Annotated in this window: 13 protein-coding genes; 5 read left to right on the forward strand and 8 right to left on the reverse strand. The window is 60.5% G+C overall.

Annotated features, from left to right (window positions below; all coding sequences use genetic code 11):
- Positions 1-3: 3 nt before the first annotated feature.
- Together GA0061103_RS05935 and GA0061103_RS05940 are read left to right on the forward strand one after the other, a co-directional pair.
- The gene (locus GA0061103_RS05935; protein ID WP_092707975.1) at positions 4-1,770 is read left to right on the forward strand and encodes a GMC family oxidoreductase; all 1,767 of its coding nucleotides are present in this window, start codon (positions 4-6) and stop codon (positions 1,768-1,770) included.
- On the forward strand, positions 1,767-2,996 hold the full coding sequence (locus GA0061103_RS05940) for a c-type cytochrome (protein ID WP_245304669.1): 1,230 nt from the start codon (positions 1,767-1,769) through the stop codon (positions 2,994-2,996). The genes GA0061103_RS05935 and GA0061103_RS05940 overlap by 4 nt, the downstream gene beginning before the upstream one ends.
- A 54-nt stretch (positions 2,997-3,050) precedes the next feature.
- On the opposite strand, the gene GA0061103_RS05945 is transcribed toward GA0061103_RS05940, so the two are convergent.
- Positions 3,051-3,683 (reverse strand): lysozyme inhibitor LprI family protein, encoded by a 633-nt coding sequence (locus GA0061103_RS05945; protein ID WP_092707978.1) that lies wholly within the window; start codon positions 3,681-3,683, stop codon positions 3,051-3,053.
- A 169-nt stretch (positions 3,684-3,852) separates the two neighbouring features.
- Here GA0061103_RS05945 and GA0061103_RS05950 point away from each other — a divergent pair, with 169 nt between their 5' ends.
- The gene (locus tag GA0061103_RS05950; RefSeq protein ID WP_092707981.1) at positions 3,853-4,359 is read left to right on the forward strand and encodes a hypothetical protein; all 507 of its coding nucleotides are present in this window, start codon (positions 3,853-3,855) and stop codon (positions 4,357-4,359) included.
- A 102-nt stretch (positions 4,360-4,461) separates the two neighbouring features.
- Here the strand turns inward: GA0061103_RS05950 and GA0061103_RS05955 are convergent, their stop codons facing one another.
- Positions 4,462-5,730, reverse strand: coding sequence for an FAD-dependent monooxygenase (locus GA0061103_RS05955; RefSeq protein ID WP_092707984.1), 1,269 nt, complete (start codon positions 5,728-5,730; stop codon positions 4,462-4,464).
- A 39-nt stretch (positions 5,731-5,769) separates the two neighbouring features.
- Between GA0061103_RS05955 and GA0061103_RS05960 the strand changes: the two genes are divergently transcribed.
- Positions 5,770-6,252, forward strand: coding sequence for a MarR family winged helix-turn-helix transcriptional regulator (locus GA0061103_RS05960; protein WP_245304670.1), 483 nt, complete (start codon positions 5,770-5,772; stop codon positions 6,250-6,252).
- A 161-nt stretch (positions 6,253-6,413) separates the two neighbouring features.
- The gene (locus GA0061103_RS05965) at positions 6,414-7,376 is read left to right on the forward strand and encodes a S1C family serine protease (RefSeq protein ID WP_092707989.1); all 963 of its coding nucleotides are present in this window, start codon (positions 6,414-6,416) and stop codon (positions 7,374-7,376) included.
- Positions 7,377-7,436: 60 nt separating this feature from the next.
- On the opposite strand, the gene GA0061103_RS05970 is transcribed toward GA0061103_RS05965, so the two are convergent.
- From GA0061103_RS05970 to ltnD, 6 genes are all read right to left on the reverse strand, one after another.
- Complete coding sequence (locus GA0061103_RS05970; protein WP_092707992.1) at positions 7,437-8,213, reverse strand: SDR family oxidoreductase; 777 nt, start codon at positions 8,211-8,213, stop codon at positions 7,437-7,439.
- Positions 8,210-9,196 (reverse strand): D-erythronate dehydrogenase, encoded by a 987-nt coding sequence (gene denD / locus GA0061103_RS05975; RefSeq protein ID WP_092707995.1) that lies wholly within the window; start codon positions 9,194-9,196, stop codon positions 8,210-8,212. Before denD ends, GA0061103_RS05970 begins: the two co-directional genes overlap by 4 nt.
- 200 nt (positions 9,197-9,396) lie before the next feature.
- Entirely contained in the window at positions 9,397-10,161 is a 765-nt protein-coding gene (locus GA0061103_RS05980) for a hydroxypyruvate isomerase family protein (RefSeq protein WP_092707998.1), read from the reverse strand.
- Between the two features lie 2 nt (positions 10,162-10,163).
- Positions 10,164-10,814: a 3-oxo-tetronate 4-phosphate decarboxylase gene (gene otnC, locus GA0061103_RS05985; RefSeq protein ID WP_092708001.1), complete on the reverse strand. Its 651-nt coding sequence runs from the start codon at positions 10,812-10,814 to the stop codon at positions 10,164-10,166.
- Positions 10,811-12,085 carry a 3-oxo-tetronate kinase gene (gene otnK, locus GA0061103_RS05990; protein ID WP_092708004.1) on the reverse strand — a complete coding sequence of 425 codons (1,275 nt, stop codon included), beginning with the start codon at positions 12,083-12,085 and terminating at the stop codon, positions 10,811-10,813. Before otnK ends, otnC begins: the two co-directional genes overlap by 4 nt.
- Positions 12,086-12,088: 3 nt before the next feature.
- Positions 12,089-12,997 (reverse strand): L-threonate dehydrogenase, encoded by a 909-nt coding sequence (gene ltnD / locus GA0061103_RS05995; RefSeq protein WP_245304671.1) that lies wholly within the window; start codon positions 12,995-12,997, stop codon positions 12,089-12,091.
- Positions 12,998-13,157 lie beyond the last annotated feature (160 nt).

Genomic DNA, 13,157 nt, shown 5'->3' on the forward strand with positions numbered 1-13,157 from the left:
ACCATGACAAAAATTCTTCCCCGTAAAGATGTCGTTATCGTCGGTCTCGGCTGGACCGGTGCCATTCTCGCGCATGAGTTGACCGAACAGGGACTGGATGTTCTCGCGATCGAGCGTGGTCCCTGGCGAGACACGGCAACGGATTTCAACATCGGCTATGTGCAGGACGAGCTGCGCTACGGCATCCGGCGCGACCTTTTCCTGCAGCCGCGCGTCGAGGCGATGACGATGCGCAACAATCTCTCGCAGACGGCCTTGCCGATGCGCGACTACGGCTCCTTTCTGCCCGGCAATGGCGTCGGCGGGGCGGGTGTTCATTGGAACGGCCATACCTGGCGCTTCTGGGACAGCGATTTTCGCATCAAATCCCACCTGACCGAGCGTTATGGTGCGTCGAAGTCCGACGGCCTTCAGCTTCAGGATTGGGGCGTAACGGGCGAGGAGATGGAGCCCTACTACGACAAGTTCGAATATCTGGCCGGTATTTCGGGCAAGGCCGGGAACATCAAGGGACAAATTCAGGAGGGCGGCAATCCCTTCGAGGATCCGCGTGCACGGGATTATCCGTTGCCGCCGATGCAGATGAGTTATGCGCCAAGCCTTTTTGCCGACGCAGCGCGCAAGCTCGGTTATCACCCGTTCCCGACCCCGTCGGCGAACTTGTCGAAGGCCTACATCAATCCACTTGGAATCGCGATGGGCGAATGTACCCTCTGCGGCTTCTGCGAACGCTTCGGCTGCGCCAACTATTCCAAGGCCAGCGCGCAGACGACGATCCTGCCCGTCTTGATGAAGAAGAGGAATTTCGAGCTGCGTACGGACAGCGAAGTGTTGCGCATCGATCTCGACGGCTCAGGCAAGATGGCCAAGGGTGTCACCTATGTCGATACGTCCGACGAAGAGTTCTTCCAGCCCGCCGATTTGGTGCTGCTATGCGCCTACGGTCTTCACAATGTGCGTCTGATGCTGCTGTCGGGCATCGGCAAGCCCTATGATCCGAATAGCGGCGAGGGCGTGGTGGGGCGCAATTACTGTTACCAGACCAATGCAGGCATGCAGGTTTTCTTCGACGACAAGAATTTCAATCCCTTCATCGCTTCCGGCGCGCTCGGCCAGACCGTCGATGATTTCAATGGCGATGCCTTCGATCATGGGTCTGTCGATTTCGTCGGCGGGGCCGGGATCAACTGCATTCCCACAAACGGCAGGCCGATCGCCATGCGCCCTGTGCCTCCCGGTACGCCGCGTTGGGGATCGAAATGGAAAGCTGCGACCACCCAAGCCTACAAGAGCACCATGACCTACAGCTCACAGGGTTCGAGCTATCCGACGCAGGGCAATTATCTCGATCTCGATCCGACCTATAAGGATCGTTTTGGACGGCCATTGCTGCGCATCACCTTCGATTTTCCAGACAATGATCTGAAGATGTCCAATTATGTTTCCGATCGGATGGAGGATATCGCCAGGACGCTGGGTGCGCGCCAGTACAACGCCGCCCGGCGCAAGAAGGGCTGGGATTCGGTGCCCTATCAGAGCACGCACAATACCGGCGGCGCGATCATGGGGGGCGATCCGAAAACCAGTGCGGTCAACCGTTACCTGCAGAACTGGGATGTGCCGAACCTGTTCGTCATCGGTGCCTCCGCCTTTGCGCACAATGCCGGCAAGAACCCGACGGGAACGGTCGGTGCCCTGGCCTTTGTCGCAGCCGATGCGATCCGCAACAAATATCTCCGCAACCCCGGTGCTCCCCTGGTGTCAGCATGATGAAGAAGCTCTCCATTCTGATCGCATTCGGTGCCCTCTCGGCATCCGCCAGTACCGCTTTTGCAGATTCCACGGATCTCGCGGATCGCGTTATCAATGGCCGCTATCAGGCCGTTCTCGGCGACTGTTCGGCCTGTCACACGAAGCAGGGCGGACAGCCTTTTGCCGGCGGCGAGCCCTTGCAGACGCCATTCGGCGCCCTGGTGCCGCCGAACATCACACCGGACAGGGAAACCGGCATCGGCAACTGGAGTGAGGCCGATTTCATCCGCATGATGAAGACCGGTACCGGCCATGATGGCATCCGGCTCTATCCGGCCATGCCCTATCCGGCCTATAGCAAGATGTCGGACAAAGATCTCTCCGAGATGTGGGCCTATCTGACCACGCTGCAACCGGTGAAGAACAAGGTCGTCGCCAATCAACTGCCGTTTCCGCTCAATATCCGGCTATCCATGTGGGGATGGAATCTCCTCAATTTCGATCCCGCGCCTTTCGTGCCGGACGAGACGCAGACGGCCGAATGGAATAGGGGTGCCTATCTCGTCCAGGGGCCAGGGCATTGCGCGACGTGCCATTCGCCCAAATCCTTCCTCGGGGCCGACAAGGACTCTCAATTCCTGCAGGGCGCTTCGCTGCAGGGCTGGTATGCTCCGAACATCACCGGCGACCCGCATATCGGCATTGGCGCCTGGAGCGAGGACGACATCGTCACCTATCTGAAAACGGGCTCGACGGATAAGACCATTGCCTCGGGGCCGATGGCGGAGGCCATCGCGCAGTCGACCTCGCAGATGAAGGATGCCGACCTGAAGGCGATTGCGGTCTATCTGAAGAGCCTTTCAGCGGGTTCCTCGGATAAGCCCGCGCCGCTGAAGGCGGATGACGGACGCATGGTGGCGGGCGCCGCAATCTATCACGACACCTGTTCCGCGTGCCACGGCATGGATGGAAAGGGTGCCATGCCGCTGTTTCCGGCGCTGGCTGGCAACAGTCTTGTCCTGCAGTCAAGTGCGGAAACGCTTGCCCATGTCGTTCTGGCGGGAAGCCAGGCTGTTCATACCTCGTCCAAGCAAACAACCCCGGCCATGCCGTCCTTTGCCTGGAGACTCAATGATCAGCAGGTTAGCGACGTGCTGACCTATGTCCGCAACAGCTGGGGCAATGCGGCAGCCCCCGTCAGTGCGGGCGATGTCAGCGATATAAGAGGAAATGCTCAGGACTAGTGAGGCCTATAATTGCGGGCGAGGATAGCGCATCCTCGCTTCGCATCAACCATGTCACTGTTTGCGATAGGTACCCTGCAGGGTTACACCGGCGGCGAAATCGCACACACCCGCCTGCGACACGTGCCAGGTCTTTGTGTTGAGGCGATCGAGGTCGATCTTGCACGCGTCTCTGGAGAGTTCAGCATGTTCTTTCGCCAGGGGTACGACACCGTCGAGACCGTCGGCATTGACATCGCCGGCATCTGCTCCGCCAGGGCCGACGAAGGTCGAGGAGAGTGAAACTGCGAGGAGACCATCGACCGGTCCGAAGATGGCAAGGTGGCCCTCATTGCCGTCGGCGCTGTTCGACTGGAAATCCGTCGAAGCGCTTTGCCCGCCCTTGGTCCTCAAGAGAGACGCAATCTGGTCGTCATAAGCCTGCCGGGCGCATGCCGCATCGCCGCAGGACTGCACTTTGGTAATCCAGCGCCGTTGCCGTTCCCGGATCTTGTCGGCATCATCGCGTTTCAGTGCGGCGGCATAGAGATCCCCCACAATCGCATCGCGGGCAAGCAGCGATTTATCCTGACAGATCATATGGTCGCTTGGCGAGCCCGGCTTTGCGCAATCGATCCCTGCAGCTTCGACAGGTATGGCAGAAAGGCCGATGATGATCATCGCCGAAACGGATATTGCTATCTTCATGAGTACCTCCATCACACGACACATCAGCTAACTATGGCTGCTCGCGGCTTCGTAAAGATCATGCCGGCGTGCAGCCAAACTGGGCCGAATATCGCGCCGGCATTTGAAGATCGTGGGTATCCTCCTAATTTGCACAGTCTGAGCAGATGGATGTCGATGGGGAGGCCACGTGGAAGGCGAAACGCAACTGTCCGGCAGGATCACATTCCTGATTGTCGGTTCCTTGTTTCTTGCCATCGCTATCGGGATGGGAGCTTTGGCCCTTTACCTCTACCGAATCTATGCCAATGCGACCGCCATGGCGGCATGCACGGTTTTCTCCTGGGCGTTCGCCAGCATGGTCATATCGATGGCACTCGTGCTGCTGACCTCGAGAAACACCACCAAAGGCAAGGTCGGTACGAGGAGGGGGCAGGTGACGATCAGTCTCGGCAACAAGCTGGCCGGCTCCAGCGGTCACATTACCGGCGATGGCGTCGAGGCCGAAGGCGAGACGAGAACGCGCATCACGAGCGTCGCGCCCTCGCTTTTCTTGATCCTGTCCTCGATCGGGCTCGCACTTCTCGGCCTCTTCCTCTTCGGGCGTCACCGGCTCGATCTGATCGGATCGGGAATGTTCATCGCGGTGGTGTTCTACATTGCGAACCGGAGCAGGCTGGCTTGGCCGCGCAAATAGCCCCGTTCCCCCGGCAGGTCGCGGGATTAAGCGGCATTTCCCACCCGGCCAACCCAGCTCTTCCGCGGTCGGTCTTTGGTCTCCGCCGGGCCGAACCATGCGTCAGGCGGCTTGCCTGCGACCGCCTTCGACCGAGTGATTTGCCTCCAACGGATCGAGATCGACCCGATATGCGAACAATTTGCGGTTGGCTCTGACACTCATTGGAATGAACAGAGGCAGAAGCAGATCTCTCAGAAACAGGCTGAGCCGACTGTTTTTTCGTTTCCTGGAAGCATTTTGCCGGGTGAGCTTCACCACGCGGGCAATGCGTGGGCGCCGCAAGGTCTCATAACGGGCAAAGGCAGCGCCGTAGTCGAGCGTATCCGCCAGACAGGATGAAAGGACCACGGCATCCTCTATGGCCATCGAGGCACCCTGGCCGGCATGCGGGCCGATGGCATGCGCGGCGTCGCCGAGCAACACCACCCGTCCGCTCGACCAGACCGGAAGCTGCGGCATGTCGAAGATGGGATAGCTGCGTTCGATCTGACCGATCGCCTGAAGGATCGATCTGTTGGGTTCGGGATCGTCGGCATGCATCTGGCGAACATGAGCGGCCAGTGCTGTCGGTTCCAGTGCGCGTACCGCATCGGGCGTATCGGCGGGGAAGGAATCGAACCAGTAGACGGGATGCGATGCGGTTTTGATATAGCCGAAGAAGGCTTGCTCGCCGAATGTCATGCGCATCACGCCATCCGTATCCGGTATATCGGCGTCAATAATGCCGCCTGTGCCGATCAGGCCGGTAAATTGCGGCAGGGGATAATCCGGAAATATTTGCGTGCGGACGAAGGATCGCAGTCCGTCGGCGGCGACGAGCAGGTCAACAGCAAGACCGGTCCCTTCGGAGAAGTTGAGCGTTACCGCATGCGCATGATTGTCGACCTTGGTCAAGCGCCGGCCAAATTGCACGACGATGCCCTCAGCCTGGCACTTCTCGATCAGGATGCCTGTGAGAACGCCGCGCTTGATGGTAACGGCGGGCGTGCCGAATGTCGCCAAATGGTCGCTCTGGTCGACGAGTGCAAGCCTTTTGCCGCGCGCATTGCAGAGCTCGATGGCGCGGGTCTCCAATCCCTGGCGCAATACTTCTTCGTAGCAGTCCACTGCTCGCAGCCCGTTCATGCCGTTGGAAGCGAGCGTCAGAAATTCTCCTTCGGACAAGGCGGCCTCTCTGGAGCGGGCTTCGAACAGTATCGGACGAAAGCCGAGCCTTGCCAGCCGCAGCGCAAGCACAAGTCCACCAATGCCGGCGCCGCATATGCCGATCGTCACCTCTGGGTTTGCTGCTCGTTTAATGGTTGCAGCGCGGTCTTCAATGGGGCACATTGTTTCTTCCTTCTAATAGTTTAATAAATGAATTATTCGATGATCGAAGAAAAGTCAAATGAAGATGAGCATCGTCTCGTGGAAGCCATCAGCCATGCCTGCATGCGCTGGCAGGAGGCGACAGAGAGTTTCGACGAAACCTTCGGCAAGCTGCATGGGCTCAATAGCGCCGAGCGGCGCTGCCTCAGCGTGATCATGCGCGCGCCGCAACCTGCGAACGCCGTCGCCAAAGCTATCGGCCTTGCGCCTCCGTCGGTTACGGCCTTGATCGATCGCCTTTCGGCGCGCGACCTTCTCCACCGCGTTCCCGATCCGAATGACCGGCGTCGCGTGCTGGTGGCGCCCTCCGAGAAGGCGATCAGGCTGGGACGCGAAGCCTATGGCCCAATCGCGCAGGCCGGCGCGCAGATGCTCAAACAGTTTTCCGAGGCGGAAAAGCAGGTGGTCTTGCGCTTCGTCACGCAAGCCATCGAGATGCAGGAGCGGGAACTCGAGCGGCTGCTGCGGCAAGACAAAAGCTGATTTCGGTCGACGAAAGGTGGGTGTTCGGTCGGCTCTTGAACTCGATAGGGTGACATCTCATTTGAATAGTCACCACTTCAATCTGTCGAACTGACAGCCTCCTGCCTTCCAACAGTTGCTGCCGTTCCTCTATGTGACGCGTTTGCGTCCTAGGAGTTTTCATGGGCTTCATTGATCGTGACATCCAGCCGTCATCCGATGCCGGGCTGCTGGATGCCTATTCTCAATCGGTATCGAGTGCCGTCGATCTCGTCGGGCCGGCCGTCAGCCGGATCGAGCGTTTGGGCGGCCGCGCCGGACATGGTTCCGGCTTCGCCATTTCGCCGGATGGCCTGGTCGTGACAAACAATCACGTTGTCGACGACGCCAAGGCCGTGCGCATCAAGACCCCGGAAGGGGCGACCGTCGAGGGAAGGGTGCTCGGACGCGATCCGGATACTGATCTTGCGCTCATTCGCGCCAATGACTGGCCGGGCAATTGGGCGAGACTCGGGGATTCCAAATCGCTGAAGCGCGGTCACATCGCGATCGCCATCGGCAATCCGCTTGGTTTCGAATGGACCGTCACCGCCGGCATCGTCTCGGCGCTTGGCCGCTCCATGCGTGCAGCGAGCGGGCGGCTGATGGAGGACATCATCCAGACGGATGCGGCGCTCAACCCCGGAAATTCCGGCGGTCCGCTGGTTTCGTCCGCGGGCGAGGTGATCGGCGTCAATACCGCCGTCATCCAGGGCGCGCAGAGCATCGCATTCTCGGTCGCCTCCAACACGGCCAAGCATGTGGTGTCCGAAATCTTGCGTTTCGGCCATGTCAGGCGCGCCTATATCGGCATCGCCGCCGATACGGTTGAGCTGCATCGGCGGATCGCGCTGGAAGCTGGCGTCACCCATTCGACGGCGGTGCGTTTGCGTCGTGTCGAAAAGGATAGTCCCGCCGAAAAGGGCGGGCTGCAGGAGGGTGACTATCTGCTTGCCATCGACGGCCATGCCGTATCCGGCATAGACGACGTCGTCCGTCTGCTCGATGGCGACAAGATCGACACCGAGATCGAGGTCTTGATCTTCAGTGTCGGTGGTCTGATCGAGCGCAGGCAGGTGAAACCGTCGGCACGGCCGGCCATCTAAGCGAAGACGCGAACGTATAATGTCGGCAGCGCCGTATTCACGACGCTGCCGATTGTTTGTTTACCCCCTGCCGACGAGCGGCATCTTCGTTGCCATGACGGTCATTGAGAGCACATTGGCATCGAGCGGCAGCGTCGCCATGTAGACGACGGCGCGGGCGACATGCTCGGCCGAGATCGTCGGTTCGGCGGCGGTCTCACCATTCGCCTGCAGCACGCCGGCGCTCATCCGCGCCGTCATATCGGTGGCGGCATTGCCGATATCGATCTGGCCGCAGGCGATATCGAAGGGACGGCCGTCGAGCGCCGTCGATTTCGTCAGGCCTGTAATGGCGTGCTTCGTGGCCGTATAGGGTGCGGAATGCGGTCGCGGCGTCGTTGCCGAGATCGAGCCGTTATTGATGATGCGGCCGCCTTGCGGCACCTGGGATTTCATCAGGCGGAAGGCCTGCTGCGTGCAGAGGAACGCGCCCGTCAGGTTCGCACCGAGAATGGCGTTCCATTGCTCGAAGCTCAACTCCTCCATCGGCACGGCCGGCAGGCCCATGCCGGCATTGTTGACCAGAAGGTCGAGGCGGCCATATCGACCGGCGATGGCATCGAAGAGGCTGCGAACCGAAATGGGATCGCTGACATCGGCCGCAGCCGCAAGAAATTCCGCCCCGGTCTCCTCCGAAAGCTCACGGGCAGCTTTTTCGAGAACGTCAACCCTGCGCCCCGAGATGACGACCTTGAAGCCCGCCGAGCCGAGCGCCTTGGCGATGGCGCGGCCGATGCCCGTGCCGCCGCCGGTCACCAGCGCGATTGCGTCTTGTGCGTTCGATGACACCTCCGTCATGCAACCCTCCCGTCAAGTTCGTCTTCGATATGTGCTTGCAGGATTTCGTCGAAGCTCTGTTCTGCCTTGAAGCCGAGATCGCTCGCCCGCTTGGCGTCGAATTGCGTCGCCCAACCGGAAACGATGCCCTCGATCACCGGATCGGGTTCGCGGCGGATCAGCGCAACTGCCTTGTCGCCGCCGACGCGGCGGAGTGCATCGATCTCATCGGAAACGAGTGCCGAGAGCCCGGGCATGGTGAGATTGCGTCGCGGCCCGACCTTCGCCGTATCGAGCGTTGCAGCATGCACGAAGAAGCCAACCGCCGAGCGCGGACTCGCAAACCAGTGACGCACCGTATCGCTAACGGGCAGGATGGCTTGCCTGCCGACAAGCGGTTCGCGCAGGATGTTGGAGAAGAAGCCGGAAGCCGCTTTGTTCGGGGCGCCGGGGCGCACGCAGATGGTCGGCAATCTGATGCCGATGCCATCGAAAATGCCGCGACGCGAATAATCGGCAAGCAGGAGTTCTGCAATCGCCTTCTGCGTGCCGTAGCTCGTCAGCGGCGCGGTCAGGAATTCGTCGCCGATGACCTCGGGAAAGGGAGTGCCGAACACGGCGATGGAGGAGGCGAAGATGACGCGTGGGGTATAAGCGGATTTCAGGCCTTGCTGGCGAATGGCCTCGAAGAGCGCCCGCGTGCCGTCGAGATTGACGGAATACCCCTTGTCGAAATCGGCCTCGGCTTCGCCGGAGACGATGGCCGCGAGATGAAAGATCATATCCGGCCGGTCTTCGATGAGCTTCTCGGCAGCGCCTGATGTCGCAAGGTCGACCGTCAGGGTGTTCGATATGGATGCCAGCGCCTCCGGTGCCGACGGCTGGAAGGCATCGACCAGCGTCAGGCGATCGATGGTCTTGCCGAAAACTTTCGGCTCGGCGGCGATGCGGTTGACAAGCTTGCGGCCGACCATGCCCGCAGCACCCAGGATCAAAACATGCATATCGGATTTTCCTCCCAATAGAGCAATTCCAGGAAAAGTGCGTAGCGGTTTTCCGTCCGGAATTGCGAGAAACAAACAGACGAGGCGGTTCACGGATTCAGTGAAAAGCTGAACCGCTCCAGGCTGATATCGGTCTTCGGGATCATTCCCGAGCGAATGTCTTCGATGGCCGTCCGGCATCGGGGATGCCGGTCACCTTTTCATCTGTATGCCTGCAGCCAGGCAAGCCCTGCGTCCGTCGTAGTCGCCGGCCGATATTCCGCGCCGATCGGCTTGTCATAGCCGAGGCTTTCCAGAAAGCGGAGAATGTGGCGGTAGTCGATCTCTCCGTGATCCGGCTCGCGCCGGTCCGGAACGGCGGCGATCTGGATATGGCCGATTGCAGGCAAGTGGGCCTGCAGCCTGTGCGTGAGGTCACCCTGCATGATCTGGATGTGATAGCAGTCGAACATCAGTTTGAGGTTCGCGTCGCCGACCGCAGCTATGATGTCGAGCGCCTGATCGGCCGTCTGCAGGAAATAGCTTGGTGCATCACGATGGTTCAGCGGTTCGATCAGCACGGTCACGCCGACCTTATCGGCGTTTTCGCAGGCATAGCGCAAATTGGCGATGAAGGTGGCACGCGCCTCGGCGCCACCAGCCTTGCCAGCCATCACATGCACATTTTGCGCTCCGATGGCGGCTGCATAGTCGATCGCCTGGTTGATGAGCAGGAGAGCTTCTTCCTCACGCCCTGGAATGGCCGCGAGGCCGTTGTCGCCAGCCGCGACATTGCCGCGGGCCGTATTGAGGCCGAGCATGGGAAGGCCGGTTTCCTTCAATGCCTGACGCGCAGCTTCAGCGGGCGTGTCGTAGGGATAATGGCATTCCACCGCATCGAAACCGGCAGCCTTGGCGGCACGAATCGCATCGGGAAGGGAAAGCTCCTGCCACAGGAATCCCAGATTGGCGGAAAAGCGCGTCATGTTCAGTCCCACTCCACGTCATAGGTGCGAACGAGTTCGGCGATCTGCGCATTCGTCAGCAGCGAGGGATTGGCTCCTCGCGTCAGCATGGCAAGCTTTGCAGTCTCTTCCAACTCTTCTATCGCATAAACCGCCGCTTCCAGATCTTTCGCCGAGACGACAGGTCCGTGGGCTGCCAGCATCACGGCGCTGCGCTTGCCGGCAAGACCGCGAATGGCATCGCCCATGGCCGGATCGCCAGGCATGAAATAGGGCAGGAGTTTTACTTTGCCGAGCTTCATGATCGAATAGGCCGTCAATGGCGGCAGCATGTTGTCGGCATCGACGCCGGGCAGGATCGAGAGCGCAACCGAATGGCTGGAATGAAGATGTACCACGGCGCCGGTCTTTTTCGGCCGCGTCTCATAAAAGGCCGCATGCAGCGGCATCTCCTTGGTCGGCTTGTCGCCACCGATCAGGCGCCCGCCGCCGTCGAAGAGCGAGAGGCGTGCGGGATCGAGGCGCCCGAAGGAACTGCCCGTCGGCGTCACCAAAAGTCTACCATCGCTGAGGCGTGCGGAAATATTGCCGGAGGAGCCGGCGGTCAGGCCGCGATCGTAAAGCGATTTGGCCATCATGCAGATCTGTTCGCGCAGTGTGGCTTCTTCGCTCATGCGGCCTCCAACCGGGCGAAGGCATCGGTGAAGAAGGTTTCGCTGCCGAAATTGCCAGATTTCAGCGCAAGCGCGATCGCTTCGCCGTCCGCAATCGCGAATGTCCAGGGAACGCCCGGCGCTATCTCTGGGCCGATTGCCAGATGCTTGACGCCGAGCGCCTGCGTGATCGCGCCGGAGGTTTCTCCACCGGCAACGACGAAGCGGCGCGTTCCGCAATCGAAGGCGGCGCGGGCGATCTCCGAAAGAGCATCCTCGACGACCTGCCCCGCTTTGTCCCTGCCTAGCCGCTCCTGAGCTTGCCGTACCTCGTCAGGATCGGCGGTGGCATAGATAAGCTTCGGCGCGTCGGGAGATTGCTGACGCAGCCACTCCAGAGCGGTGCCGGCGCCCTCCTGTGCAAGCGCGATCGGATCGAGCCGCAGGCTGGCAGCTTTGCCGGCATAATTGGCGACCTGCCGGCGCGTCATGGCGGAGCAGCTGCCGGATAGGACGATCGAACCGCCGGCGACCCTTGGTAGCGGCTGCCGATGTTGGGAGAGGCTGACGAGACCCTGTTCCATGTAAAATCGCGGAAGCTGGCCGGCAATCGCGCTGCCACCCGTCAACAGCGGCATGTCGAAGGATGCCGCGGCGATCGTATGGAGATCATCGTCGGACACAGCATCGACGATCACATGTCGAATGCCATCGCTGCTCAATTGCTCCAGCCGCGCTTTCAGCGCTGCCGCACCCTTTGAGACGATATTGCGGTGGGCGAGGCCGACAGCTCCATTCACCTGCGGCGTCAGAAGCCGCACGAGGCTGGAATCGCGCATCGGCGTCAGCGGATGGTCCTTCATCGGACTTTCCGACAGAAGCTGCTCGCCGACGAAAAGATGACCCATGAAGACACTGCGCCCGTTCTCCGGAAAGGCGGGGCAATAGATCGTCTGCGCTGCGCCGGTCTCGGCCATCAGCATATCCGCGATCGGACCGATATTGCCTTCGGCGGTGCTGTCGAATGTCGAGCAATATTTCCAGAAGAAGCGGCTCGCTCCAGCCTCCTTCAGCCATGCCAGCGCCTGACGTGCCTGCTTAACCGCGATATCGACGGGCGATGTCCGGCATTTGAGGGCGATGACTTCGAAGGCCGCCGTCTCGTTCGGGTCGCGTTTGTCTTGCGGAATGCCGATCCGCAGCGAAACGGGCAGTCCGCTGCGTGCCAGCAGCGCGGCAAGATCGGTCGCCCCCGTAAAGTCATCCGCGATGCAGCCAAGCAGGAGCGTCATGACCTAGTCCCCTACGCCCGGCAGGCTGGCGCCGCTCTTGGCGGCCAGGATTTTTGCGACGGCTGCGTCATCCTCAAGGCCGAGACCCGCTTGCGATGCTTCAACGAATAGATCAAGCGCGGTTGCGGCGAGCGGGGTGACGGCGCCGGCTTTATCGGCCTCGGATGTCACGATCCCAAGATCTTTGACGAAGATGTTGACCGCAGAGCGCGGCGTATAATCGCCGGATACAATATGCTCGCCGCGATTTTCGAACATCCAGGATGAGCCGGCGGAAACGCAGATCACATCATACAGTGTCTTCAAATCGATGCCTGCCTTGGCAGCAAGCGTCATGGCTTCGGCTGTCGCGGCGATATGCACACCGGCGAGAAGCTGGTTGATCATCTTGACCTGCGAGCCGACGCCAGGGCGATCCCCCAGCCGGAATACCTTGGCCGAGATGGCATCGAGCGCGGCGGATGCCTTATCGAAGGCCTCGGGCGTGCCGGACGCCATGACGGTGATTTCGCCCGCAAGGGCGCGCACGTGACCGCCGGAAACGGGGGCGTCGATGACGAACATGCCTGCCGCCTCAAGCCTTTCGGCAATGGCTGTCGTCGCACTCGGCGCCATGGTGGTGCAGAGCAGGAATGTGGTCGAGGGACGAGCGGTTTTAAGCGCACCGTTCTGCCCGAAAAGCACGTCTTCTACCTGCTTGCTGTTGACGACATAGACAAGGATCACGTCAGCGTCTTTGGCGGCAGATGCAGGCGTCGTGCAGGGAGTGCCGCCGCTTTCGGCGAAACGGGCGAGGACCTCGCTGCGGACATCGCAGCCGCAGACGGCAAAACCCGCTTTCAGAAGCGATAGGGCAGCACCCCAACCCATGGACCCCAGGCCGATGACGGCGGCCTTCTTCGTGTTCTGCACGGCGTTACCTCTGTGATCTTTGGCTATGTTACCGGTACCGGTATCGATAACAAGCCTCATTTTCCCGGTATTTGTCAATAGCTGGATGTTTGCCTTTTCCAGGAAACATTCTATGAAGAGGGGCGGCATCGTGCCTGCCGCCATGGTTCATCGAGGGTTG

This window comes from Martinezella multihospitum (assembly GCF_900094585.1).
GTDB lineage: Bacteria > Pseudomonadota > Alphaproteobacteria > Rhizobiales > Rhizobiaceae > Rhizobium > Rhizobium multihospitium.

Coding starts and splice junctions, on each gene's coding strand:
- GA0061103_RS05935 (WP_092707975.1), top strand. CDS start 4: ATGACAAAAATTCTTCCCCGTAAAGATGTCGTTATCGTCGGTCTCGGC.
- GA0061103_RS05940 (WP_245304669.1), top strand. CDS start 1,767: ATGATGAAGAAGCTCTCCATTCTGATCGCATTCGGTGCCCTCTCGGCA.
- GA0061103_RS05945 (WP_092707978.1), bottom strand. CDS start 3,683: ATGAAGATAGCAATATCCGTTTCGGCGATGATCATCATCGGCCTTTCT.
- GA0061103_RS05955 (WP_092707984.1), bottom strand. CDS start 5,730: ATGTGCCCCATTGAAGACCGCGCTGCAACCATTAAACGAGCAGCAAAC.
- GA0061103_RS05960 (WP_245304670.1), top strand. CDS start 5,770: ATGATCGAAGAAAAGTCAAATGAAGATGAGCATCGTCTCGTGGAAGCC.
- GA0061103_RS05965 (WP_092707989.1), top strand. CDS start 6,414: ATGGGCTTCATTGATCGTGACATCCAGCCGTCATCCGATGCCGGGCTG.
- GA0061103_RS05970 (WP_092707992.1), bottom strand. CDS start 8,213: ATGACGGAGGTGTCATCGAACGCACAAGACGCAATCGCGCTGGTGACC.
- denD (WP_092707995.1), bottom strand. CDS start 9,196: ATGCATGTTTTGATCCTGGGTGCTGCGGGCATGGTCGGCCGCAAGCTT.
- GA0061103_RS05980 (WP_092707998.1), bottom strand. CDS start 10,161: ATGACGCGCTTTTCCGCCAATCTGGGATTCCTGTGGCAGGAGCTTTCC.
- otnC (WP_092708001.1), bottom strand. CDS start 10,814: ATGAGCGAAGAAGCCACACTGCGCGAACAGATCTGCATGATGGCCAAA.
- otnK (WP_092708004.1), bottom strand. CDS start 12,085: ATGACGCTCCTGCTTGGCTGCATCGCGGATGACTTTACGGGGGCGACC.